At 39.8% G+C, this 23,745-nt stretch carries 36 protein-coding genes; 4 read left to right on the top strand and 32 right to left on the bottom strand.

Going from position 1 to position 23,745, the window contains the following annotated elements:
• Window positions 1–4: 4 nt before the first annotated feature.
• The 22 genes from NSQ76_RS01060 to NSQ76_RS00955 form a co-directional block, all read right to left on the bottom strand.
• Window positions 5–301: a phage head closure protein gene (locus NSQ76_RS01060; RefSeq protein WP_341051813.1), complete on the bottom strand. Its 297-nt coding sequence runs from the start codon at window positions 299–301 to the stop codon at window positions 5–7.
• The gene (locus NSQ76_RS01055) at window positions 291–557 is read right to left on the bottom strand and encodes a head-tail connector protein (RefSeq protein ID WP_135033262.1); all 267 of its coding nucleotides are present in this window, start codon (window positions 555–557) and stop codon (window positions 291–293) included. The genes NSQ76_RS01060 and NSQ76_RS01055 overlap by 11 nt, the downstream gene beginning before the upstream one ends.
• Complete coding sequence (locus NSQ76_RS01050) at window positions 535–1,800, bottom strand: phage major capsid protein (protein ID WP_341051808.1); 1,266 nt, start codon at window positions 1,798–1,800, stop codon at window positions 535–537. Before NSQ76_RS01050 ends, NSQ76_RS01055 begins: the two co-directional genes overlap by 23 nt.
• Window positions 1,800–2,387 (bottom strand): HK97 family phage prohead protease, encoded by a 588-nt coding sequence (locus tag NSQ76_RS01045; RefSeq protein ID WP_135033263.1) that lies wholly within the window; start codon window positions 2,385–2,387, stop codon window positions 1,800–1,802. Before NSQ76_RS01045 ends, NSQ76_RS01050 begins: the two co-directional genes overlap by 1 nt.
• A complete protein-coding gene (locus tag NSQ76_RS01040) occupies window positions 2,380–3,558 on the bottom strand; it encodes a phage portal protein (RefSeq protein ID WP_341051801.1) in 1,179 nt (392 codons plus the stop codon). Before NSQ76_RS01040 ends, NSQ76_RS01045 begins: the two co-directional genes overlap by 8 nt.
• Before the next feature lie 11 nt (window positions 3,559–3,569).
• The gene (locus tag NSQ76_RS01035) at window positions 3,570–5,324 is read right to left on the bottom strand and encodes a terminase large subunit (protein WP_341051799.1); all 1,755 of its coding nucleotides are present in this window, start codon (window positions 5,322–5,324) and stop codon (window positions 3,570–3,572) included.
• The gene (locus NSQ76_RS01030) at window positions 5,324–5,734 is read right to left on the bottom strand and encodes a P27 family phage terminase small subunit (protein WP_047946330.1); all 411 of its coding nucleotides are present in this window, start codon (window positions 5,732–5,734) and stop codon (window positions 5,324–5,326) included. Before NSQ76_RS01030 ends, NSQ76_RS01035 begins: the two co-directional genes overlap by 1 nt.
• 67 nt (window positions 5,735–5,801) lie before the next feature.
• Window positions 5,802–6,026, bottom strand: a complete 225-nt coding sequence (locus tag NSQ76_RS20930) for an HNH endonuclease (RefSeq protein ID WP_347343003.1) — start codon at window positions 6,024–6,026, stop codon at window positions 5,802–5,804.
• A gap of 152 nt (window positions 6,027–6,178) precedes the next feature.
• Window positions 6,179–6,373, bottom strand: coding sequence for a hypothetical protein (locus NSQ76_RS01020; RefSeq protein ID WP_341051793.1), 195 nt, complete (start codon window positions 6,371–6,373; stop codon window positions 6,179–6,181).
• Window positions 6,374–6,448: 75 nt separating this feature from the next.
• Entirely contained in the window at window positions 6,449–6,634 is a 186-nt protein-coding gene (locus NSQ76_RS01015; protein ID WP_135032511.1) for a hypothetical protein, read from the bottom strand.
• A gap of 123 nt (window positions 6,635–6,757) precedes the next feature.
• Complete coding sequence (locus NSQ76_RS01010) at window positions 6,758–7,324, bottom strand: hypothetical protein (RefSeq protein ID WP_341051789.1); 567 nt, start codon at window positions 7,322–7,324, stop codon at window positions 6,758–6,760.
• Complete coding sequence (locus NSQ76_RS01005; RefSeq protein WP_341051787.1) at window positions 7,321–7,617, bottom strand: hypothetical protein; 297 nt, start codon at window positions 7,615–7,617, stop codon at window positions 7,321–7,323. Before NSQ76_RS01005 ends, NSQ76_RS01010 begins: the two co-directional genes overlap by 4 nt.
• A 290-nt stretch (window positions 7,618–7,907) precedes the next feature.
• Window positions 7,908–8,450: a DUF6944 family repetitive protein gene (locus NSQ76_RS01000; protein WP_341051785.1), complete on the bottom strand. Its 543-nt coding sequence runs from the start codon at window positions 8,448–8,450 to the stop codon at window positions 7,908–7,910.
• A gap of 184 nt (window positions 8,451–8,634) precedes the next feature.
• Window positions 8,635–9,069 (bottom strand): ArpU family phage packaging/lysis transcriptional regulator, encoded by a 435-nt coding sequence (locus NSQ76_RS00995; RefSeq protein ID WP_341051782.1) that lies wholly within the window; start codon window positions 9,067–9,069, stop codon window positions 8,635–8,637.
• Window positions 9,059–9,562 carry a sigma factor-like helix-turn-helix DNA-binding protein gene (locus NSQ76_RS00990; RefSeq protein WP_341051779.1) on the bottom strand — a complete coding sequence of 168 codons (504 nt, stop codon included), beginning with the start codon at window positions 9,560–9,562 and terminating at the stop codon, window positions 9,059–9,061. The genes NSQ76_RS00995 and NSQ76_RS00990 overlap by 11 nt, the downstream gene beginning before the upstream one ends.
• Before the next feature lie 14 nt (window positions 9,563–9,576).
• Complete coding sequence (locus tag NSQ76_RS00985) at window positions 9,577–9,768, bottom strand: hypothetical protein (protein ID WP_341051777.1); 192 nt, start codon at window positions 9,766–9,768, stop codon at window positions 9,577–9,579.
• A gap of 260 nt (window positions 9,769–10,028) precedes the next feature.
• Window positions 10,029–10,220 (bottom strand): XtrA/YqaO family protein, encoded by a 192-nt coding sequence (locus NSQ76_RS00980; protein ID WP_341051775.1) that lies wholly within the window; start codon window positions 10,218–10,220, stop codon window positions 10,029–10,031.
• A gap of 322 nt (window positions 10,221–10,542) precedes the next feature.
• Complete coding sequence (dnaB, locus tag NSQ76_RS00975) at window positions 10,543–11,871, bottom strand: replicative DNA helicase (RefSeq protein ID WP_341051772.1); 1,329 nt, start codon at window positions 11,869–11,871, stop codon at window positions 10,543–10,545.
• Window positions 11,868–12,227, bottom strand: a complete 360-nt coding sequence (locus tag NSQ76_RS00970) for a replicative helicase loader/inhibitor (RefSeq protein WP_250026781.1) — start codon at window positions 12,225–12,227, stop codon at window positions 11,868–11,870. Before NSQ76_RS00970 ends, dnaB begins: the two co-directional genes overlap by 4 nt.
• Window positions 12,220–12,990 carry a Replication protein O gene (locus NSQ76_RS00965; protein ID WP_341055743.1) on the bottom strand — a complete coding sequence of 257 codons (771 nt, stop codon included), beginning with the start codon at window positions 12,988–12,990 and terminating at the stop codon, window positions 12,220–12,222. Before NSQ76_RS00965 ends, NSQ76_RS00970 begins: the two co-directional genes overlap by 8 nt.
• A 10-nt stretch (window positions 12,991–13,000) precedes the next feature.
• The gene (locus tag NSQ76_RS00960; RefSeq protein ID WP_341051766.1) at window positions 13,001–13,402 is read right to left on the bottom strand and encodes a hypothetical protein; all 402 of its coding nucleotides are present in this window, start codon (window positions 13,400–13,402) and stop codon (window positions 13,001–13,003) included.
• A gap of 172 nt (window positions 13,403–13,574) precedes the next feature.
• Complete coding sequence (locus NSQ76_RS00955) at window positions 13,575–14,327, bottom strand: hypothetical protein (protein WP_341051764.1); 753 nt, start codon at window positions 14,325–14,327, stop codon at window positions 13,575–13,577.
• 156 nt (window positions 14,328–14,483) lie between these two features.
• Between NSQ76_RS00955 and NSQ76_RS00950 the strand changes: the two genes are divergently transcribed.
• On the top strand, window positions 14,484–14,996 hold the full coding sequence (locus NSQ76_RS00950) for a hypothetical protein (protein WP_341051761.1): 513 nt from the start codon (window positions 14,484–14,486) through the stop codon (window positions 14,994–14,996).
• Between the two features lie 141 nt (window positions 14,997–15,137).
• Here the strand turns inward: NSQ76_RS00950 and NSQ76_RS00945 are convergent, their stop codons facing one another.
• The 4 genes from NSQ76_RS00945 to NSQ76_RS00930 form a co-directional block, all read right to left on the bottom strand.
• On the bottom strand, window positions 15,138–15,488 hold the full coding sequence (locus NSQ76_RS00945; protein ID WP_341051758.1) for a hypothetical protein: 351 nt from the start codon (window positions 15,486–15,488) through the stop codon (window positions 15,138–15,140).
• A gap of 335 nt (window positions 15,489–15,823) precedes the next feature.
• Entirely contained in the window at window positions 15,824–16,570 is a 747-nt protein-coding gene (locus tag NSQ76_RS00940) for a phage antirepressor KilAC domain-containing protein (protein WP_341051756.1), read from the bottom strand.
• A 128-nt stretch (window positions 16,571–16,698) separates the two neighbouring features.
• A complete protein-coding gene (locus NSQ76_RS00935) occupies window positions 16,699–16,968 on the bottom strand; it encodes a group-specific protein (protein ID WP_341051754.1) in 270 nt (89 codons plus the stop codon).
• A gap of 5 nt (window positions 16,969–16,973) precedes the next feature.
• Window positions 16,974–17,162 carry a helix-turn-helix domain-containing protein gene (locus NSQ76_RS00930; RefSeq protein ID WP_047946808.1) on the bottom strand — a complete coding sequence of 63 codons (189 nt, stop codon included), beginning with the start codon at window positions 17,160–17,162 and terminating at the stop codon, window positions 16,974–16,976.
• A 267-nt stretch (window positions 17,163–17,429) separates the two neighbouring features.
• Here NSQ76_RS00930 and NSQ76_RS00925 point away from each other — a divergent pair, with 267 nt between their 5' ends.
• Genes NSQ76_RS00925 through NSQ76_RS00915 form a run of 3 tightly spaced genes read left to right on the top strand, consistent with a single transcriptional unit; the run spans window position 17,430 to window position 19,397 of the window.
• On the top strand, window positions 17,430–17,753 hold the full coding sequence (locus NSQ76_RS00925) for a helix-turn-helix domain-containing protein (protein WP_047946809.1): 324 nt from the start codon (window positions 17,430–17,432) through the stop codon (window positions 17,751–17,753).
• Between the two features lie 11 nt (window positions 17,754–17,764).
• Window positions 17,765–18,232: an ImmA/IrrE family metallo-endopeptidase gene (locus NSQ76_RS00920; RefSeq protein WP_047946810.1), complete on the top strand. Its 468-nt coding sequence runs from the start codon at window positions 17,765–17,767 to the stop codon at window positions 18,230–18,232.
• Window positions 18,233–18,272: 40 nt separating this feature from the next.
• Entirely contained in the window at window positions 18,273–19,397 is a 1,125-nt protein-coding gene (locus tag NSQ76_RS00915) for a tyrosine-type recombinase/integrase (RefSeq protein WP_268453926.1), read from the top strand.
• 89 nt (window positions 19,398–19,486) lie between these two features.
• Here the strand turns inward: NSQ76_RS00915 and rpsI are convergent, their stop codons facing one another.
• From rpsI to NSQ76_RS00885, 6 genes are all read right to left on the bottom strand, one after another.
• Window positions 19,487–19,879 carry a 30S ribosomal protein S9 gene (rpsI, locus tag NSQ76_RS00910; RefSeq protein WP_007496354.1) on the bottom strand — a complete coding sequence of 131 codons (393 nt, stop codon included), beginning with the start codon at window positions 19,877–19,879 and terminating at the stop codon, window positions 19,487–19,489.
• 20 nt (window positions 19,880–19,899) lie between these two features.
• Entirely contained in the window at window positions 19,900–20,337 is a 438-nt protein-coding gene (rplM, locus tag NSQ76_RS00905) for a 50S ribosomal protein L13 (protein ID WP_003217042.1), read from the bottom strand.
• 165 nt (window positions 20,338–20,502) lie between these two features.
• A complete protein-coding gene (gene truA, locus NSQ76_RS00900) occupies window positions 20,503–21,246 on the bottom strand; it encodes a tRNA pseudouridine(38-40) synthase TruA (protein ID WP_024425868.1) in 744 nt (247 codons plus the stop codon).
• A gap of 11 nt (window positions 21,247–21,257) precedes the next feature.
• Window positions 21,258–22,055 carry an energy-coupling factor transporter transmembrane component T family protein gene (locus NSQ76_RS00895; protein ID WP_024425607.1) on the bottom strand — a complete coding sequence of 266 codons (798 nt, stop codon included), beginning with the start codon at window positions 22,053–22,055 and terminating at the stop codon, window positions 21,258–21,260.
• Window positions 22,052–22,921, bottom strand: coding sequence for an energy-coupling factor ABC transporter ATP-binding protein (locus NSQ76_RS00890; protein ID WP_341051745.1), 870 nt, complete (start codon window positions 22,919–22,921; stop codon window positions 22,052–22,054). Before NSQ76_RS00890 ends, NSQ76_RS00895 begins: the two co-directional genes overlap by 4 nt.
• Window positions 22,897–23,739 (bottom strand): energy-coupling factor ABC transporter ATP-binding protein, encoded by an 843-nt coding sequence (locus NSQ76_RS00885; protein ID WP_008356549.1) that lies wholly within the window; start codon window positions 23,737–23,739, stop codon window positions 22,897–22,899. The genes NSQ76_RS00890 and NSQ76_RS00885 overlap by 25 nt, the downstream gene beginning before the upstream one ends.
• Window positions 23,740–23,745: the final 6 nt, after the last annotated feature.

Raw genomic sequence — 23,745 nt, 5'->3', positions numbered from 1 at the left:
ACCATTAACTCCTTATATTGGAGATCAGGCATGATTGATTTAATTCTGTCCCCGCAAAAAGAACACGCATAGTTCCCGTTTTATCCGTTGTTTCTTTGTGTCTTATGCGAAAAAAGACGGTGTTTTGTTGTCCTTGCGCTGCTGCTTGGATGACCCAATTTCCTTTCGGCTGTAGAATTTCAGCCCAAGCCATCCGGTGCGTCACCCATTCTTGAACAGGTTTCATTGTTTCAGGATTCCGCCCAGGCACGCTGTGTTGAATATGAATTTTATGGCGCCTTCTTCCTGGATTATGTGCCATCTTCTTCACCCCTTGCCATATCCGCTTGGATAATAAATGGTGATAATGCGTTTAATGCTTGATCAATGTTCTTTTCGACACGATACTCAAACAGCACGCCAGCAAGAAGAACAATCAAATAGTCATCTTCGCCGCCTGTGGCGTTCCTGACGTAATTTGTCGCAGCTGTTAAATAAAAAGACAGGGAAGTATCTTCTTCCCCGTCATCAAGCCGTAAATGTTCTTTTAATTGATCATTCAGTCGGTGTTGAGCCATCCGGGTTCAACTCCATGTGGAAAATGGCAGGCTCAAGAGGTGACTGAACCAATTGACCGTCATTCAGATTCCAAATTTTAAGACCGACATGGTTTGTATCTGAATATCTTTCATTCAACTTTGTCACTTCCATTGATCCGATAACATCTTGCACACGGAATTTTGAGAAGTCACCGAAGAAGAAACGTGGGATTTCAGAATTGTCACCATCGACATAATCAGAAACTTCCACAGGGAAATTAAGAATCGCTTCACCGAATTTGCCCTCAATGCCTGTTTCACGCAGTAACGGGCGTCCCTCTTTGTCTTTTAATGTTTCGATAAGCGTTAAGCCCGCTCTGTTTGTCATCCATCTAGCTTGCTTCAAAATAGCTGTCGGCAATGTATTCTTTAATCTGACAAAACGATTATAAGGATCGGTTTCTGTAGTTGTGAATTTCACAGCTTTTTCAAACAAAGAACCTGGGTTATCAGCACCATTGAAGAAGAAACTTGCCTCTTCCTCCACATAGGCTTTTTTGAGGTCGTCGATGATCACTTGTTCAATAGGAAGGTCAGTGCGCGCAAGCAATTTTTTCGTAACAAGAACTAGCGCATCCGTTTCAGATGGATTAAGTGCATACTCTTCGAAAGAGATATCTGTTTCAGGGATAGGCTCATTCTTTCCTCGTTCGTCCTTATGTCGATTAACTTTCGACTTTTTAACTAGGATTGGGAAACCTTGTGTACCTGTTGTTCTATACACTGTACCGTGTTTTCTCAACGGGTTTTCTTCTTGTGCATACGTTAAGATTTCAGATGCCAAGACATCAGGTACAAAAATATCATTACCGTTTGTTTTCAGGCCCATCGCTCTAGCTTCAGAAGTAGAAATTTGACCCGCTACAAATTGCGCAAAACCCTTTCTTACTTCGCCTTCTTTTGCTTGTTCACGTGATCTTGAAGAAAGAGAAGACAGAATAGAATCAGCAAGGGCATTACGTTTTTCCTGCTCTTTGTCTTTAGGTGTTGCGCTGCGGCCTTCTTCACCTGTCCCCGTGTTACCGTCAGAATCGTCATCTTTCGCATCCTTCTCAAGCTCTTCTTTAATTTCAGCAAGCTCCTCAGCCAGTTCATCAACTTCTTTTTGTAATTCTTCAAGAGTAGTATCCGTAGTGCCTTCCCCTTCGATTGTTTCACGAATTTCCGTCATTCTGTTTTCAATTTGCTTTTTGCGATTTTCAAGGATTTTTTTGATGTTCATTATTGTAAAACCTCCTGTATTTTATTTATGATTGCTTGTTTCTTTTTTGAATGTTCACGCTCTTCTTTTGCTTTCTTTAGAATGTCTCCCGATCTTACTGCGGCTTCTGTATCTTCATAAGCAGGAAGAGACACAACACTAATTTCGTAAAGCTCGACTTCTTTGATTGTTCTCACTGCTGGCTCTGCTTCGTAATCCCATTCGTCTTTTGTGACTATAAAACCAAAACTGCATTGATCAATGTCGCCACGCTTCATGCTTTTTTTAAGGTCTTCCACCCAGGTTGTTTCAGGTGGTGTCACTTCAAATCTAAGGCCCCTCTCATCTTCCTCAAGCATCAGGGTGCCGCTCTTCACTCGGCCTAGAACACAATCCCAATTATGATTAAATAAGGCCCGTACGTCTGAATTTGAATCAAGCGCCTTTTTAAATGCTCCTGGTGAAATAATTTCCGTGAAGCATCCTGCAATATCTGCCGGACTATCAAAAACAGCACCATATCCAACAATTTTGGACGGTGCTGCTTCTTCGCCGGACTCTCGAACCTCAAGCCCTTTTATTGAAAATGTGCGTTTTTCTTTACCCATCATCCTCACCACCTTTCAAAGCGTTTGCCGCTTCCTCATGAAGACGATCAATGCCGACCAAATCTTTACTTACATAGAGTTTAGAGGACTCTTCTGTATTGAGTGGGTCCCATCCAAGCATTTTGCGGGCATCGTCCGGCGTGGCGATCATCGTTCTGACTAAGTTGTATGCGATCTCTGTTTTTGTTTTAATGCCTACAAAATCCAGTAAATCGTGACGAAATTTAATTTTTAGGACGCTATCTTCTCCAAGTAGTAAAGCCGTCAAATGCTCTTCAATGTTTTTAAAAATTGGCTTCAAGCAGCTGGTGAATAATTTCATCATAGCTTGCTCCATATCTTTCTCTTCCAATTTATCTAGCAGCTCTTTATCAAGGCCGAAGTATTTCCCCAAATCTTTTTTGTAGATACTAAGATATTGCAGGGTTTTTTCATCATCCACAGGAGACTCAAGAGCTTCTATTTCATAACCTTTACCCAATGGAATGAGCTTTGTTTTTCCTGAATCTTTAATGTCTTCGAGTTGATCAAGAATCTTTTTGACTGTTTTATTTTGGTTTGCATTCGTTGGTGATAAGTGCGCCTCAAGTTTGAGCAAAAACGCCATTAATCCACCTTTTTTATATTTGTCGGTCAATGCCTTTTCAGCATTCATAACACCCTCTAGTGTTTCACGGGCCAAATCAAGCAAACCGACACCTTTCAAATGGTTCACACCTATGTTTTTTATGTGTCTGATCATGTACCTCGGAATACCTTGACCGCCTAGCGAATATTTTTCATATCCGAAATTCGTCATTTCAGCATAAACATTGTCTAAGATGTGCAGCTGCGCACCTTCATGAAAAAGGAACACTTCACCTCTGAGAAGATATACGTTGACTAGCAATTTCTTAAATTCATAAGAAGTTAAATAGTCATTCGGGTTGTTTAGCTGTTTCAAAACTTTTGCAGCCTGGCCCGTGTATATGTCTTTGCCTGTCTCATCTTCCACAATGAAGTTAGCGAGCGCCACTTGGTCACTTATTAATTTCAAAAGGTAATAAGTATCACTGGAACTAAGGATGTTGTCATCATTCACGTATGTCCCAAAATTAAAAAAAGAATTGTTGAATAGATCAACACTCCTTTTTGATGAAAAAAGTTGTTTAATTCTTTGAACAATTCCCACGTATTCACCCCCTAACGGTATAATTCATCTAGCATCGATTCATATTCATCGCTGTTGTAATCTTCCATCATCATCATTGTTTCCTTATGTGCTGTAAGGAAAGCCGAAAAGCCGTCAATCTTATTCTTGCTCTGTTTCTTCGATGGCCGCTTTAAGCCCTGGTAATTCTTTTCAGCCACCACGTTCTCAATACAATAGATAAATAGTGGATTGTCTGTTTTAATTCTCTCTTCATACATCAATACTTCTGCATCATCCCACGGGCTATTTAAAACGGCCCCATATTGTTTAACTTCTACACATGTAAAACCCTCTGCCTCTAACGACTCAATGATTTTTTCAGATAGCGCCGGATCATAGTTCACTTGAATGACATCATACATTTGCGCACATTCAATCATGTAACGAATGACCATGTCATAATCAATGGACCTTCCAGGACAAAACGTCAAAAAACCTTTTTCGGCCATTTGCCGATATGGTATGTTTTCAGTCTTTTCGCGCCCTTCAATATTGTGATCGGGAATAAAATACATTTGTTTGACCACAAGTCTTGAACGGCCGGAATCATCGTGTGTTGGTATATTAATTGATACACAAGTCAAATCAGTTGTTTTTGACAAGTCGAGACCCAAGACAACCTCGGACCCGGAATAATCCCCTATGTCACGTATGATTTCCCCGTTATCATCGAGTATCATTTTTCCTACAATATCTTTATCAAAATAAGCGCCTGTGCTTCTCACGAAAATGTTTAAGTATTTCGCCAAAAATTCATCTTTACGCTCGGCGCTTTGTTGAGCATTTTTAAATTCACTTTCCAAGAAAGAAGGCTGGACACTTACTCCCCAGTTCGGATTTACTTTCTTCCAAACCTTGCGATCATCCCATTTATCACCCTTGTCAGGTTCCGTTATGAAAGTGAAATAAGAAGTGTCATCTTCTTCATCTTTTCTTAAATTCAATAGACTTTTAGCATACTCATATATTTGCAAACCTACAGACGTTGTCCCTTTTCCAGCTGTAGAAATAATGAACATAAGTGGTTGCAAGCGTGAGCCCATTCCTGATTTAAGAATGTCATACATGTCCGCATTATCCTGGGCGTGTACTTCGTCTAAGAGAACAAAATGAGGTCCCTTTCCATCAAGACCTTTAGTATTTTTGGATAAGGGAACAAGGCAGTTCGCATATTCCACACCATCAATTGAAAAACGGTACCAAATCGCATTTATCTTTCCTTTTTGCCCTTTATAAATTTGAGTGACCTCATCTAGGTCTGGGCTATTTATGATTGTAGATGCTATTTGCTGCGCAGCGATATTGGCTTGATCTGAATCCGTTGCAGCTGTATAACATTCGGCACCAAGTTCACCATCACCATATAATGCATAAGTGCCCGACCCACTCGCTAAAACCGTTTTCCCGTTTTTCCTCGGCACTTGAACATATGCAGTTCTAACCGCTCTGACTTCACGGCCTTTTTCATCTTTCTTATAAAATCCATAGATGTTCGTATATATAAATTTTTGCCACAATTCCAATGTTAACGGCTTCCCAGCTAGTTCACCTTTTGAATGTTTACAGAAGGTTTCAATGAAATCCATTGCTCTATTAGCAGCGTCCACATCTAGCCAAATATCTTTTCGTTTTTTCCACCGCAAATAACGCTCAACGGCTTTGATGACCGCCTTACAATGTTCTTTTTTGTTGCTTAACACCTGTTTTGCATATATATCAGCGTAGTTTACGCCCGGTTCAATCACTATTTTTTAGCCCATTTCTGCGCAAATGCTTGTATTTTGTCAGTGCTTTTTGGTGTAGAACCGTTGACCATTTTTTGCAACTTCGGTGTCAATCCTAGCAACTCTAAGAGCTTACTTATCTTACTATTCCAGTCGGCAACCTGTTGAGCCAAAGGATGCTTCATTTCGTTTTCGTGGCCAGCTTTATTTATATACATGATTGTGGCCTGAAACCCGTCATTACGCCATTCTTCATACATCACTGTATAAACAACATAAGCATCTAAATAAGTTTCGATTAGAGGCGTAAGGGATGTTGAATAAGTTCCAATTGCTTTTAAAAGACCCACGATTTTCTCATGTTCATCTTTACGAATTTTGTTCAATTTTCTTGTTTGCGCTGCCCGTGCTTTTTTATCATCCATTTCCATTTTTTAGCCCTTACCCCCCCTCGAAAATTTTGTCTTTTTACACGCAAGCCTCCCCCTACCCTGTCCCCTAGCCAAAGTATTTTTCGAAGATTGAAGGGGGGGCTTTGCTCATTTTGTTCTCTTCCTCTGCGTGGCACTTGTTGCAAAGAAGAGTGAGGTTTGTTTCCTCAAGTTTCAATTCAGGACTTTTTGAAATTGGTTCGATATGGTGAACGTGAGCAGACTTTCCAAACACAAATTTATTACACTTTGTGCATTTGCCTTTATCTCTCTCATATATGAACTGCCTCATAGACTGCCAAGCATCCGATCTATAAAAAGACTTGTTGACTGATTGAAAGGCATTACGTTTCTTTCCTTTCAGCTTCCTCTTCTTCCGGTGCTCGTCACAATAATATCTGCCAGGCTCTAAGAGATTTCGACATCCATCATGAATGCAATATCTCACCCTTCATCAGCTGCGCTTAACAATTCAATGATCGTTGGTTTGTTCATTGCTGGCTTTACTTCAATGCCTCGATCCGCAGCAAGCTTCATAAGTTCCTCTTTCGTAAGATCATCAAGCGCCGGATCGTCTTCATGTTGTTGCTCTGTTTCTTCAATCACAGGTGTTTCATCTTCTTGTGTTGATCCATTCATTTGATGTCTCGGGATGATTCTTTTCATCCCACATGATCTGACCTTCTGACGTTTCTTTAATAGGCTTCATTGCTCTTACCTCCTTTTATAAATGACATTGCCAATCTCTCCAATGTGCTTTAGTCCATAATGCGCACGCACTTCATTGAGTGTTAATATCCCTAAACGAAGATTTCTTTGAAAGTCTCGCTCTTCTTCATTTTTCACATCATCATCAGTCGACTTTGCAAAACTTAAACTTGTTGGCTTTGTAAACGACATCCTCAATCTCTCCTTTTTTATTTGATCTAAGCCGCCCCTGTTTGTTAGCCGCCATTGATTTTGTAAACAGACAGGAACGCTTTACAGCAAATAGAAAAAGCACCATCCTATTGGACAGTGCTTTCAGTCTTGTTTTTTCTTCGGAAGAATATAAACGCCTCGTTCTTTATCCCAAACTAGATCATCTTTTGTCGGCAGCTCATCCATTGCTTCTCCATGTTTATACTCAATCCGTTTTTCACTTGGTTTCTTACCCTTACTCCCAAGTGTCCGCAGATTAATATAAGTTGAACCAACTGTGTCAAATCCACCCGTTTTCCAATTGAAATCTATATCAACCCGTCCTTCTAATGGCTCTCCTTTGTGAATCACTTCGGGAACTGAATGTATATCTTTCAATGTGATTTGTATCAATGGAGACGCTTCAAGTTTCTCGGCTTTTCGTTCTTCGTACGGAACATATTTTCCACCTACCGTCATTTCCCTAACTTTTTTCATTGCTTGTTCAAAACTCTCCGCAATTCCCTTTTCATCTAATAGGGCTGACTTGTCTACTTCAATAACATCTAAACCCATTCCCCTATCAAGAATCATAATACCAGTCTGTGCTGCTTTCTTAGCTTCTTCTCTAATGTTCTCCTTTGTCCCCTGATCTAGTAGACAATTCGTTTTAAGAACTAAAATTCTCATTTGATTTCCTCCTCATTGATATGAATTACTTCAATAGCTTTTTCCTTCAACCATTGAAATTCATAGCAATTGATTATTGGATTTCGGAAATAACCCGGCAATAAAATTAAAATTGTTTCGCTAGGATTTACCCCGTATAGCTTTGCCGGATTCATTGAAACAAATTGCGATTTATATTGTGGGAATCTCTTTTTCAAATCTTGCCATAGCGCTCTTGCCTGACAAGTGTTTGCCCCTACGATGAAAGTCCTTGTATGTTGTTTTGAACAATCTTTCAAGAGTTCCAATGCCATCCCTCCATATAAAAAAGCGCCCCCCTGAAAGGAAGACGCTTCAAATCACTTTGCTATCCATAATAAGGCTGTGATGGACTCACCCTACATAGTAATTAGTAGCAAGGCCTTATCAGCAAGGTGACCGTCCAGGCTAACCCCGAACCCTTAAAAACCGATAATCGCAGTGCGAAAACCGGATTCTCATTCTACTCTTGGCAGATGAGCTAATGCGGCCCTTGACCATTTCACCCTCTTAACCGCTTGTTACATCCCACATCTATGCAACCACCACGAAAACCGCTCTCAGTTCATTCATCACTTACTTCCACAAGAAAAGATATAACGCTACCAGTTGCTTGTATCCAACTTCCAAGAGTACCAACACCCTTATAAGGGATAAGGTTAGGACGTAATGTCTCAATTCCTCCTATTGCTTGCAATGAGTTTCCGATACCTTGTAGGACTCCTCCTATATTACTGTCTAAGACACTAATACTTTCATTTTCAATATAATCAAGACCAACAAAACTCCCCAACGCTTGTAGCCAATTCCCTGAAATCACCACCCTTTCCGCAAGGTCGGGATTGTCTTTCTTGTAAATTAATAATCCGACTAAAACAGTTGAATTACCAGTCGCTTGTATTTGTTCACCTACAGTTCCCATAAAATTCGAACCTTGCCCGTCCGCAGATAAACCACTCCCTACAGCCTGTAAAGTATTACCTATAATTTCAAATTGATATCTTTGATCCTCATCTAATGGAAAATCAGGCGTGCTACCTAGAGCAGATTGTATTGTACCTATCATAGAAAGAAATGACCCTAGTATTTTTTTAGATTTATTATCCATAAATGAACATTCCATTTTTTTATCAGTTTATGTTCACTTTTCAATTATGTGCGTCATTTATATGTCTCTCTATCAATCTATCGCATAATACAATATTACAACCTTTTTCACGTCATGCTACGCCAACATTACGCCAAAAACACGCCACTTTTACGCCAAAATTCAGCCAAAATAAAAAACACCTCTAAACGGGTGCTTTAAATACAACTTCATTGAGTGCATACGCCAGGTCTAGGAAAGTCTTTCCTTTCAGGCGTGTATATGATCTTTCACTCATGCCGATTTCATTATAAACCTGGTAATCGAAAACAGGTTCTTGCTGCATGTAACGTTTTATAATGATCTGCCTTTCATAAGCAGGAAGACGATTGACAGCCTTTTGCACTCTTTCAAGAAAGGCATTTCGTTTCTGTTCCCACTCAATACGTTTAATGGCCGTACTCTCTGTAGATGAATGAAAAGCATTCGTTACAGCTGGAGGGACGATACTAAACCCGGCCGTTATTTTAGGCAGCATATCATCGGGAACCTGAAGAAGATACAAACGATAATTGTCTAGAATACGCTCAACTCTTTTTCTCGTTTCTTTTTTATCTATTACAGGTGGATCACCCAACATTAGCGTATCCCCTTTCTCCCGATCTCAATTCCTCTACCTTTAGAGCGATCTTTTTTCTTGCCCTCTCTATATTCTTTTGGATCGTGCCTTTCGCTACGCCATGAAGTGCGGCGCATTTACTGAAAGATAGGTTATGACCAACAACGGTTATGAATATCTCTTTCTCCTTCTGCGTCAGTGTTGACATGGCATACTCGATTAAATCTAGTTCGTTTTCGCTTACAGAATGCGGGTCAGATTCGGGAACGTGGTATGTTGAATATAGGAAGTCAAGGACTTCTATTGTTGTGAATATTGTGCGTTCATAATAGGAACGGCGATCCATGCCACGTCTTGCGCTGGGTTGCCTTTCTGTTTCCATCCACTCAATCGCATACTCTAAGTCGGAAATCATTGAACGATACGTTTTCTTTTCTCCTTCGTCTGTAGATGCTACCAAACTTCTTTTAGTCTCTTCTAACGCTACTTTATATTCCTTGATTAAATCCTTCAAAATACCACCCCCTTTTATTTGCTTTTAAATGCCCCGCCACGCCCTCTTTTATATGTTGGGCGGTAAACACCCATGAGCGCTTTTATCTCTTCTTCAGAAAGCTCCTGCGTGCGATTTCGGGCACATTTGTTCTTAGGAACACCAGTTCTTTTTTTAGACATAGATTTATAACCCGCTTTTAGAAAGGCAGCTCTCAACGTTTTCATTCCATTCCTCTCCTTAATTTCTAGTTATCCTGTTTCGGGTTATAGCCGTTTAGCAACTTAGTCAATAAAGCGGGTGGAATACTAGCCTTGTTCATTGTGTCGTAGCACCATCTTTCCAATTTCCTAAGAGCCTGTAATTCTTCCGCTGTTAGCTTTTGCATACAAATCTCCCCTTTTCTGAAATAAAAAAGGGACACCAACCAAACAGCGCTTTGCTGTCATGATCAGTGTCCCCCGGCTTTCCGGTAGAACGGTTTTATTTACTTGAATAACTCGCCTTCGTTGAAGTTAACACGAGTTACTTTATTGTCATGTGTAACGATCTTTGTTTCCCCGTGCGACGGCAGTGATGAAAATCTCGCTTTGCCATCAGATATAACGAGAACAATAGGTCCTTTTCTTGTTAAAGTCTCAACATCTATAATTTTACTTGGAATGTCTTGTAATCTCAAGTCTTTCATTGCCTCCTTAATTCATATTCATAACAGCCAAAACAGAAACCGATCCGAACACGATATAAAAGATGAGTAGTCGCTTTGTCATTGATGCACCTTCTTATGATTCATATGCCCGATTCCTCCAATTGAATTTTTGTATGATAGTTCTTTAAATGCTCATTCATCTTTTCTTTAAATTTTGGTTGTAAGTAAAAGAATAGTTTTTCTTCTTGGTCCGTCCATTTTATTACTGCCTTTTCGTAAACAAGAAATTCGATTAGCAATATCAAGGCGTAATAATTGAATGTCATCGCCTCGTTATACCAATCTTTGACCGTCATGACGATTGCCTATATTCCAAATTGACGAATTGGTTATATTCTTTGACGAACGCTAGTGACACAGTTCCGACTGGACCGTTACGCTGTTTAGCAATAATGATTTCAATAATGTTCTTATTCTCTGTTTCTTTGTCGTAATAATCATCACGATAAAGGAAGGCGATCACATCAGCGTCTTGCTCGATCTGCCCTGATTCACGAATATCTGACATCATAGGGCGCTTATCCTGGCGTTGTTCAACTCCACGTGATAGCTGACTCAATGCTATGACAGCAATGTCCAATTCCCTTGCCATCTGCTTGAGCATACGGCTAATTTCTCCGATTTCTGCTGTTCTATTTCCTCTGTGGACTGGATTTCCGACGATCAATTGCAGATAGTCAATAATGATCATCATGTCCTTGCCTTCAAATTCCCTTCTCATCTTGCGAGCCTTTGCCCAAATGTCATTAATCGTCATGCCCGGTTGATCAAATATTCTAAGAGCAGCACTATCTAAAACCCCGTTCACTTTGCTTAATCTGCCCCACTCATCAGCGTTTAAATTACTCGTGCGAATGGATTGAGCATTAATGTTTCCTATGCTTGATTGCATACGTTTTATTAATTGCTTACGTGACATTTCAAGCGAAAAGATGCCAACCGCTCCGCCTTTACCTAAATTAAGCGGGTTTTCCATGAAATTGCTTGCGACATTCAAACAAAAGGCGGTTTTTCCTACGGATGGACGAGCGGCGACGATGATAAATTCTTGCTTCTGAAAACCCGACGTCATTCGATCCAATTCAGTAAAACCGCTAGGCATACCAGTTACATCACCTTTAGGTGTTTCTAACTCCTGATAGATTTCAACAAGATCATTATTGATAGACCCATCATCATCCGTGCCAGTCGCATCCTCTAAACTCATGAGAGAGCTAATACCTTCTTGAATGACTTGACTTGTGTCCTCACTTTTGGATGATTCTTTAAGGTCAGCGGCTATTTTTGCAATTTCTCGCTTTTGCCAGTATTCAATGATTACATTTTCAAAGTAGGACTGTCTTGCGGTGGTGGCTGCCGTGTTCATCAACGCGGATAAGTATTCTCTACCGCCTATACTTTTTATATTTTCACGCCCAACATGTTCAATAATTGCGACTAGGTCAATAGGTTCGCCCTTTTTATCAAGCTCTTGAAAGGCTTTGAAAATGGATTGATTTTGTTGTCGGTAGAAATGCAGCGGCTTGAGCTGCGAATATTTAATCAAATCCGGCTCTTGTAAGATTGCGCCTAGATATTGCTGTTCCGCTTCATCGTTGTAATAAAATACCGCTCCTGTCATGATGGATCACCTATCCCAAGTACCTTTCGTATCTCTGCTTTATGCCGCTCGATCTGCTCTTGTTCTTCCTCGGTTGGTTCAGCCTTATCCATTTCAGCAAGATAGTTTTGAGTTTCCTCGGCGTTCGGTATGGCAGCGGATCGGTCTTTTCTTGCCTCTTTCGCTTTGATTAGATCAGCAACTTTAGGAGGAAACTGATTGTATTTCACATAAACGATCAAATTCGCCTCGATCTTCTCGTAATTCTCGGGCTTTAAGATTCTTGCCCATGCGTCTAGCTTTGTTTGATCAAACTCAAAATGCTCGTAATATGTCTTGATTAGTTTTAACAATTCAAGTGTCTCTGCTTTAGTCATCTGTCAAATCAAACTCCTTTTCATTCACAGCTACTTTTCTCTTTGCTGCTTCTCTATCGCTTTTAATTTTTACGGTCAATTTATCGAAATGCTTTCTAAGTTTTGCTGGACTCAATATATTTGATTTCCAAAAACTATCTTTTTGCGTCCAGTTAATCAAATACTTCACCTGTGCATCCGTCCGCTTATCGATCTGTCTAATCAACCTAAAATCACTCGCCCATTTTTCAAGGTTTGGTTTCTTAGCTTGCGGATTATTTTCAAGTATTTTTTGATAAAGCAAATTGGCATTTTCCATGTCACAAGGTTCGTACTTGTGACGAGAATTATTTATATTCTTTTCATTCTTTACATTCTTTTCATTCTTGATTGTGTGTTTTTGTGTTCGGTTCGTGTCTTTTTCGTGTTCTTTTTGTGTCTTTTTTTCATTTTCTGAATCATGATAAACCCCATAATTGACAATGGTTATAAGCGTCTTTTTTGTGTCTTTTTTATACTCGATCATTCCATCGCTTTTTAACAGATCGAGAAAATGCGAAACCTTCGTATTTGACCAAGACCAATGTTCACCAAGTTTGCGAATTGAAGTCACTAGCTCGCCCTTCTTCAATTCATGAAGGTCATTCCCTAACACGAATTTGTTATCTTTATGACTGGCTTTCATAAGTAAATCGAGCCAAGCTTCATATTTAGAAAACTTCCTTTTTTCTTGATATATCCAATGATCTTGTATGCTCCGATGAAGCTTAATCCAACCAATCATCACAATCACCTTACTTTAGAAAATTTACGTTCTTGCTGTACGCTGCTTCATCCATCAAGTAGCGGAAACCTGCCACGAATCCAGTTACAAAAGCGTCTTCTACCTCAAGACCCGCTTTTGCTGCATGCGCTGAATCAAAGTCTTTCAATAGATTTTTTGAGTGAGACAACAATCCTTCTAGTTTCTCGTATAAATCATCTACATTTTCTTGTGCCTGTACTGTTGATTCAGACCATTCAATGTCAGCGGTAAGCGGACCTTGAGGACCATAAAGGGTTTTAGCCGCAACAAACTTTAAAACGGCAACCATGCCCGCATCATACATATGAGCCTCTTTTTCATCTTGACGTCCGATATGCTCTAGCTTCGCTCTCGCTTTGATTATTTTTGAAGGTGTCCCCATTAATTTCATTTGAAAAATCCCCTTTTTATCTCAAATTTGATTATTGTATTTTTTTGTTAATCATGTTAAAGTCGAATCAATATCGGAAAGCGTAGGAGCTTCCCGATATCCTTCCTTACTTGCATGACCCTATAATGATGACAAGTAAGATTGTTGGCTGATCCCAAGCGGATCAGCTTTTTTATTTAGCCTGATCTAACTTATATTTGTCATATCTTAGACTCACCGCTTCAACATTATTGAATGAAAGGATGGTGAAAAACTCGTCCCTGTTTTCATCTTCTAATCCCCAGTCATGAACAAAATGGCAGAATGTATTAAAATCAACTTGTTCAGGAATAGAATCAATGTGACTTTTCACTTCTTCCGCTCTTTCTTTGCTGTGATCAATTGATAGCAATGACAAGAAATCGTTTTTGGTCATTGTGAAGAAACACATTTCAATAAGGCTAGCAATGTCCGAAGCACGGTAAGGACGCAAGAAAATGAGGTATGTCACTCGGTGCATCAACTCAAAGACTTTTCTCACTTTTTTCTTTTCGTTACTCTTTCTATACGCTTCCTCTAACTTTTCAAGCAAAGAATGAATTCTCCATAGACGATTTCGATAATACCTAATGACTTCATCCTGCTGATTCAGTTCTCTTTGAATACGTTTAGCCCAAACCAAAGCGTTGAATTTGCTGTATTTCTCCACTGGTAGAATATCGTCCCACTCAAACACATCTAGTAACTTAGGTCCCAATAATTCAACAGCTTCTTCCTTTGGCACTCCTACCATAATCTCTTTCAAATTGGCCTGCATGATCTTTTTAACCCCACGTGAATACATGCTTTCATACCGTTTGATAGCAGCGGTTAAGAGCGGTTCAATCCCCTTCACCTCTGTGTAAACCTTCTTTAGTCTCTTATTCCATGTCGTGATTGTTGTCATTCGTTTCGTCCTCCTAAAATATATTTTTACCAGGAGCGGCAGAACGTTCCCGATAAGGGTGTGTCACTTGTGAATAGAAAATATTTCAATTCTATCTTTTTGCTAATCTCTTACATTGATATAATGTTCCTATCTGTTTTGATAGGAGGTGAAATCATGAATCTTGCAACAACGCTTTCTTTGGTTGCTATAGCTGTCTCTTTCTTTACTTTAGGAATTCATATACTTAAATATGTACATACTTTCCCAAAAGTTAAAATCGATGTTTTAAACTCTTATCTTTTTAGAGCAGAAAATCAAGATAGATATGCGAGTCCTTACAGGCTAATCATTGAGTTAAATCTTGTAAACAAGAGTGAACAGCCTATATCCATCTATGAATATGAATTCGTTTCAAAAGATATCGGGCAAACAACATTTATGAAAGGACATCATAGACCTGCTGATCACTATACTATTGGTAAGAATATGTCTGTTAATGTTACCGACACAAAACTCTTGAAGCCACCAGTTAATTTGAGTCCTTACTCTTCTGAATATGGGGTAATTGTGTTTACTACAATTAAAGAACTAAACACAGACACATCGGAAATAGATGGTTCGCTAATAGTAAAAACATCTAGAAAGTCGTATTCTATTAAAATGAAAGCAGCTAGAAGCGATTTATAAGGATATTAAGAATGCGATTATGGAAATGACAACACATATCCCACTGATAATAATTCCGTAAAAATGGAATTGTCTATTACTCATAAAACCACCTCATCACAACCTCTGTTGCCGCAGGGGTTGTTTTATTTTGCTTGACGCTCATGCCGTTACCTCCTGTGTTTCAATTTTGTCAATTGATATAGAAACCTCTGACGGAATGCTTGCGCCTTCACCTTGTGCTTTCACTTTTGCTTTGACGTTTAGTATTTCTTCTACTGACGCTTCTCTCAACCGCAAGACATAGGGAACGCCGTTCATATCAAAGCTATTGATAACAGCGCCACGCTCATGATGAACCTGTTCAACAACTTCAAAGATAGTACCGTTGTTATTGTTTTCCGATTTATAGCATAGGACGAAACCTTTAAGTCTAATAACAGATTGAACGTTTCGGATAAAGCTCTCACGGTCTACTGGCTCCGGACAAATGTTTTCAATCAACAATTCCATTTGATTTACCTTCTTTCCGTTTGTTTTGACTCCACAACTTTGAGGAGTGAGTTTTGCATCGTTTAAAACTACGGTGTGTCATTTGAAATGACATCAGCTTATAGCTTCTTCATAATTTGACGGCTCAAAATTGAGCTGTGAGGGTGTCACAAATCGTACTTCAAAAGTCGGAAAATGCGACCTTTGAGGGTGTCGATTGAAACGACATCCTATGTGACCGGAACACAATGACGGTCATCTGCGGTGAGTGAATACCCTCATTTGAAATGATCGTAATACGAATACCATTTTGGTACTTGAGCCGGGCTCAAATTTGAGCTGATTAAATTTTTACCTTACGATGCACACTCTTCTCGTTCAATTATTGGAAGAAAGCCTTGTTGTTTTAAAAGTTCGTAAATGAACAATCTTCCTTTTTGAGTCCACTTTGTCTGTACTTTAGATTTATCAACATCAATAACGTGAGTATGAGTTTGTGTATACCCCTTATCTTGGTGCTTTGCATACAAGAGCCATATGTCACCCTGCTTGTATTGCACACCTAATTCATGAAGAAGCTTGTTCAATTTCATGGCACTCATACCGTAGTCCTTGGCAATTTTAGATACTGATAGAAGTGACTTGTTTTGCAGAACCATGTCATAATAAGTTGCTTTTGGCTTTAACTCATTTACCTGCTGTTCCAGTAATAAATTAGAAGTCTGCAATTTATCTACTTGATCATTCAAATAATCCATAGCCCTTTTCATAACCATTTCGGGACTATTCCATTTCCGTTCAAGTTCTAAAAAATACAAACGAGCTTCTTTACCTTTTTCATTCCTTTGAAGCATTGCAATTTCTTTAGCCATTGAAATTTTGATGTGATGGTCTGTTATGTCAGTGAAAGGATTCTTCGGATTATTGGTCGATCTTTTTTGAACAACCAATAAGAAATCAATGTTTTCAACAAATCCATATTCTTTCATGCGGTTAAACCAAATATCATACCGAGTACCGATTTCCAAGAATTCATGTAGATCACGACCACTGACAAGCAAGTTACCTTCACTAGTTTGTTGTGTTGGTATTAATTTGTTCATTACGCCCTCCTGTTTTTCGAGTTATTTATCACTCCTCATATTTGGGGAATGAAGCATCCTGTTAAGCTCAAATTTGAGCCGCTCTAACCTCTCGTTTATCTCCTATCTTGTTCATTCGACACTAAAATTTAATGTCTTGGCTGTTCAGACAACCAGGTCAGTAAGAATTTTTTCATTTCCTCAGCGGGAAATCTCCATCGAGAACCCACCTTATATTTTGGACAACGAGGGTCATAAAAAAATTTATCTAAAATCTCCGTCCAACTCATATCTGTCTTTTCTTGGAGCGTTTTTGTATTCCAAAAAACCTTTTCATTTTCGATGGCTTTTAATTGCTTTTCGATTTTTTCTAAGCAGATACGTTTAATTTCATTTTCATCAATCTGAATTGATAGCATTGCTATTATGAAACCTCCTCCATCACGTCAAGGATTTTCACAATTTTCTCTCTGACTTTTTCACCCTGTCTTTTCCCAAGCAAAATGTCAGAGAGATATGCATTTGAAATGTTTAACATCTTCGCTAGGTCCTTTTGCTGCATATCATTCAGTATTAACCATGTCTTCACTTGTTTTCCGAAATCTGATTTCAATCAAATCACTCCTTTTTTAAATTTATAGCTAAATATTCAGCTTATTATTGACATTTTTTAAAGAATATTATAGATTATAGGCATAACTAAATTAACCTACAAAAACAGCCTTAAACGTTGGGGGACGTAGTCTAGGCTTTTATTTGTGGTGTCTAGTAAGCTGAATAAGTAGCTTATGAACATAGCTTATTAAAGATTTCTTTAAAAGTCAAACAAAAAATAAAGATTTCTTTAATTTATTTTCATGAGCCATTAAGGATGGTTAATATGATTACTTTTGAAAGAGTAAAAAAACTTTGTAAAGATCGGGGCATAAGCCTTTCTAAACTAGAAGAAAATGTAGGATTCGGCAAAAATTCTATTTATTCATGGAAGCAGAACAACCCTTCCAGTGACAAACTCAAAAAAGTAGCCGACTACTTCGATGTATCAGTTGATTATCTACTTGGCCGTACCGATGATTCAAAAATACAAGGTCAATACGACATTGATACTATAGCCGCACATCACGATGGAGAAGATTGGACCGAAGAAGAACTAAGGGAGATCGAACGTTTTAAAGAATTTGTTCGTTTAAAAAGAAAACAATAGGAGTAGATGTAATGTACGAAGCATTACTAACAGAGGCTTCTTTTCTTGGAATAGACACCTATGAAAAATATATGCCTCTTAGACTTAAAGGATTATATTCAAAAAATGTTATTTTAATTAATAAATACATGGATACCGCTTGTGAAAAGGCATGTATCCTGGCTGAAGAACTAGGCCATTATTATACTTCTAGTGGAGATATATTAGAACAAGATACAATTGAAAAGCGAAGACAAGAAAAAATTGCGAGAACGTGGGCTTACGAAAAGCTAGTACCTTTGTCTAAAATTGTTCAAGCCCACAAAGAAACCATAAGAAATCGGTATGAGCTTGCCCAGTACCTTGAAATTACAGAAGAATTTCTAGATAACGCCATTAAACGCTATAAAGAAAAATACGGTGCTACTGTTAACTATGGTGAATACACCATTTGTTTTGAACCACTTGGTGTAATAGAGTGGTTTGACAATTCTTTTTAACCTAAAAATCGAACATACGTTTCTGCCAAGGAGGAAAAAGATGGCCAGTTTCAGAAAACACTCTAACGGATCATGGGAATATCGCATAAAAATAAAAGACCCAATATCCAGAAAGTTTAAAGAAAAATCAAAACGGGGGTTTCCAACAAAAAAAGCTGCTCAACTGGCTGCAGCTAAGATAGAGCAAGAAATTAGTACCGGCACTTATATTACAAATAATTCAACCACATTCAAACAGGTCTTTGATAATTGGTGGATTTCTCACTCCAAAAGATTAAAACCAAGTACTCAATACACTCTGGGATCAAAATTCAAAAAACATATTCTTCCTAGATTCGGTCATTTAAAAATTCAGGACATTACAAAAGAATATTGTCAAAAAATGATTGATGAAATTGCGGAACAAATTGATTCTGTCAATGATGTAAAGATACAAGCCAATCAAGTGTTTAAATATGCCGTACGTATGGACTATATAGTTAACAATCCAATGGAACATGTAATCATCCCAAAAAAAGAAGCTGATTTTTTAGTCGAAGAACCAAAAAGAAATTTCTGGACTAAACAGGAAATTAAAGATTTTTTTAAACTTGCAAAGTTAAATCTCAATAAACAAGATTATGTAATGTTCCACTTGTTAATTTATACAGGTATGAGGAAAGGAGAACTTTTATCATTAGAATGGAATGACATTGATTTTGATGAATGTACTATATTCATTTCTAAGACACTGTTTTTTAAGGATGATAAACAAATAATACAAAAGGCTAAGACATATCAAACTAGAACAATACATATCGACACGAAAACCGTTGATATATTAAAGAAATGGCGTATACAGCAACAAAAACACGTCCTGAATAGTAATGATACCCTAGACATAAAAAACGTGCTTACAAGGGAAGATAAACGTCCGTTGCGTCTCGCATACCCTAATGATAAGTTAGAAAGTTTTATTAAAACTCATAATCTACACCCCATCACGGTACATGGATTTAGACATACGCACGCTTCGATATTATTTGAAGCTGGCGCAACAGTAAAAGAAGTACAAGTTCGTCTTGGCCATCGTGATATTAAAACAACAATGAATATATACACGCACGTAACCAAAACGGTTAAGGAAAGAACAGCAGAACTGTTTCAATCATATATCGACATTTAAAAAGTGGGTGTTTTGTGGGTGTTCTTTAATTCCAAACAACAAAAAGACCCTTTCCACAAATGTGAAAAGAGCCTTGGATCGCTGATATATTAACGTTTTGAGAACTGAGGAGCTCTACGTGCGCCTTTAAGACCGTATTTCTTACGCTCTTTCATACGAGAGTCACGAGTAAGAAGTCCAGCACGTTTAAGTGGTGTACGGTACTCAGGATCTACTTCTAGAAGAGCACGAGAGATACCGTGACGAATTGCTCCAGCTTGACCAGAGAATCCACCACCGTGAACATTTACAAGAACATCGTAGCTGTTAGCTGTTTCTGTGATGTTCAAAGGCTGTTTCACGTCTTCGATTAAAGCAGCGAATGGAATGTATTCAGTAATTTCACGATTATTAACGACGATACGGCCTTCACCTGGAACTAAGCGAACGCGCGCTACAGAACTTTTACGACGACCTGTACCGTAATATTGAACCTGTGCCAAATTGTTAACCTCCCTTATAATTAACCGCGAAGTTCGTAAACTTCAGGTTGTTGTGCTTGATGTGGATGCTCAGAACCACGGTACACATTTAATTTTTTGAACATTTGACGACCTAGTGGACCCTTTGGAAGCATACCTTTGATAGCAAGCTCCAACATTTTTTCAGGGTAGTTTGTACGCATCTCAAGAGCAGTTCTTTGTTTCAAACCACCTGGGTGCATCGTGTGACGGTAGTAAATTTTGTCCGTCAATTTCTTACCAGTTAATTCGATTTTCTCAGCATTGATGATGATCACATGATCACCTGTATCAACGTGTGGTGTATAAGTTGGTTTGTGCTTACCGCGCAAAAGTGATGCTACTTCAGTAGAAAGACGACCTAGAGTCTTGCCTGCCGCATCAACAACTAGCCATTTGCGCTCAATTGTGCTTGCGTTCGCCATTGGTGTTGTACGCATGAGTTTCCCTCCTAAATAAATCAATGAATTTTCCTTGAATCAAATGCTACGTTCTATTTCAAAACACAGATAAGTCTTCCGGGGCTTATTTGTGGGGTTGAAATACATACCATATGATATCTTATAACTTTCTGCTTCCTGTGTCAAGAACATGTTACACCTGGTTTAGTTGTCATAGAAAACTTCCCATAAATACAGTCCGTGACTAGGCGCAGTCTTGCCTGCCGCTTCGCGATTTCGGGCGGCAAGCATGGCTTTTATCTCATCAGGGTGAAATTTACCAGAACCGATTTCAAGCAACGTTCCAGCGATAATCCGCACCATGTTGTATAAAAAACCATTCCCTCTCACACGCATTTCAAGGCCGTCTGAGACGCTTTGCCACTCGAGGGCATAAATAACCCTCACCTTGTCCTGAACCTCTGTATTGGCCGCACAAAAGCTTGTAAAGTCATGTGTCCCAATCAGGTGCTTTGCGGCTTCTCTCATTTTATCGATATCCAGCCGGTAAGGATAGTGGCAGGCATACTGTCTCGTGAACACATTTTGGTGTGTTTCCGTTGAGACCTTATAACGGTACTCCTTCGAAACAACACCAAATCTGGCATGAAACGAATCATCGACCTCCTCAGCCTTTAGAACACGGATATCATCCGGCAGCAGGCTGTTGAGGGCAAAAGGCCATCTCTCCATCGGGATCGAGAGCGGGGTCTCAAAATGGATGACCTGTCCCTTTGCATGGACACCGCTGTCTGTCCGGCCGGAAGCCACAATCGGAATCGGTTCATCCTGTTTGTGCATTCTTGCAAGGGCAGACTCAATCTCCGTCTGAACGGTTCGCTGCCCTGGCTGCACCTGATAGCCTTTAAAATGTGTCCCATCGTAGGATACGGTACATTTGACCTTCATCTAGGAATCACCTAATTTCTAAGCAGCACAAGGAGTGCTGTTAACAGGATGAATAGAAGTAGCGTGAACGTGTCCTTCATGCCCCAGACAAGCTGACGGTATTTCGTCCGTCCTTCTCCCCCGCGGTAGCCTCTCGCTTCCATCGCGGTCGCCAGTTCCTCTGCACGCTTAAACGCACTGACGAAAAGCGGAACAAGCAAAGGAACGATAGCTTTCAGGCGATCCTTTAAAGGTCCGCTTGTAAAATCAACGCCTCGTGCCATTTGTGCCTTCATGATTTTGTCTGTCTCTTCTAATAACGTCGGAATAAACCGAAGAGAGATGGACATCATGAGAGCAAGCTCATGAACAGGCAGTTTGATTTTACGGAACGGGTGCAGCAGTTTTTCCATCCCATCTGTCACTTCTATAGGCGTTGTCGTTAACGTAAGAAGTGTCGTCATCATAATGAGATAGACAAAACGGAGTGAAATGAAGATCCCCTGCTTTAGACCTTCTTCATAAATATTCAGAAAACCAAAGTGGAATAGCAAGGCGCCATCCTTTGTCATGAAAATATGCAGAATAAAGGTGAACAGGACAATCCATAGGATCGGCTTCATTCCCTTGAGAATAAAGTATAGCGGCACCTGAGAAACCATCACCACAAGAATGGTAAAGACACCTAACAGCCCGTAAGTGATGTAATTATTAGCAAAAAAGACAATAAAGACGAAAAAGAAAATTGATAACAGCTTTGTCCTTGGATCAAGACGATGGACAAAGGATGAGCCTGGCACATACTTGCCGATAATCATACTATCCATCATGATGTCGTGTCCTCCTGATAAAGAGCCGTTAAGGCTTCTGCCATCTCATCCATGGTCAGAAGCGGCCTTGGAAACGTAATTCCAAGCTTTTCTTCTACAGTCTGCTGGAATTTAATCGTTTCTGGGAGGTCGAGACCAAACGAAGACATGTCTGTACGATTGGCAAACAACTCTCTCGGCGTACCTGTCGCCTTCACTGTCCCTTTATGCATCACAATCATTTGATCCGCATAATGAGCGGCATCCTCCATACTGTGTGTGACCAGGATCGTAGTAAGGTTTGCCTTTTGATGAAGGTCATAGAACATGTCCATGATTTCCTTCCGTCCGCGTGGATCCAGCCCAGCAGTCGGCTCATCAAGCACAAGCACTTCTGGCTCCATCGCTAAAACGCCTGCAATCGCCACACGTCTCATTTGACCGCCGCTTAGTTCAAAGGGAGATCGAGATGATAGGGATTCAGGAAGACCGACCAGTTTCAGCATCTCCTTCGCTTTCGCTTCTGCCTTCTCTTGAGGGACACCGAAGTTCATTGGACCAAAGCAGATATCCTTGAGGATGGTTTCCTCAAAGAGCTGATGTTCAGGAAACTGAAACACGATGCCTACCTTTTTCCGGAGGGGTTTCATATCCTTCTGCTTTTTATTAGCTTGTAAAATGGTCTCTCCAAGCGCAATGCTCCCCTTCGTTGGTTTGAGCAATCCATTTAAATGCTGCAGCAATGTAGACTTGCCAGAGCCCGTATGACCAATGACAGCGACATAGCTGCCCTCTTTGATGGAAGCATTGACATCATACAAAGCGAGACGCTCAAACGGCGTTTTCATTTGATAACGATGCTCTAATTCTTTGATCGTAATGTCCATAGCTCTTTCACCAATCCTTCTTGTGTCAAATGGGCATTTGCAAGCGGCACACCTTGCTGCTTCAATTGCTTGCTCAAGCGATAGGAGAATGGCAGATCAAGTCCAATCTGAACCAGCTGTTCATCTAGTTCAAATACTTCCTCTGGCGTTCCCTCGGCAAATTTCTTCCCGCCATTCATCACAATGACGCGGTCTGCCTTGGCAGCCTCGTCTAAATCATGTGTGATGGAAATGACTGTGACTGTACCTTGTTCCTTCAGAAGTCTAACAGTCTCTAACACTTCTTCACGGCCAATCGGATCAAGCATTGATGTTGCTTCATCCAAGATCATGATGTCAGGGCTTGCGGCAAGCACACCTGCAATAGCGACTCTCTGCTTCTGCCCGCCTGATAGATGGTGCGGCTCTTGATCAAGAAACTCCTGCATATTGACCTGTTTGACAGCCCAATCTACACGTTCTATCATCAATTCCCGCTCAACCCCGTTATTTTCTAAACCAAAAGCCACATCATCACGAACCGTTGAGCCCACAAATTGGTTATCTGGGTTTTGAAAGACCATTCCGACCTTTTTGCGAATATCCCAAACACTTTCTTCTTTGAGCTCAATCTCTCCAACCTTGACCGTACCAGCATCCGGTAAAATGAGCCCATTCAGCACACGGGCAAGTGTGGATTTACCTGAACCGTTATGACCAACAATGGCGAGCCATTCATTTTGATTCACATGCAGTGACACTTGATCTAAAGCGGGCTTGTCCGCATCCTTGTGATAACGAAATACAATGTCCTTTACGTCAATTAATGTCTTCCCCATCTCTAC

This window comes from Bacillus sp. FSL M8-0256, from assembly GCF_038005765.1.
Taxonomy (GTDB): Bacteria; Bacillota; Bacilli; order Bacillales; family Bacillaceae; genus Bacillus; species Bacillus safensis.
This window is presented reverse-complemented; position numbering and strand designations above follow the sequence as displayed.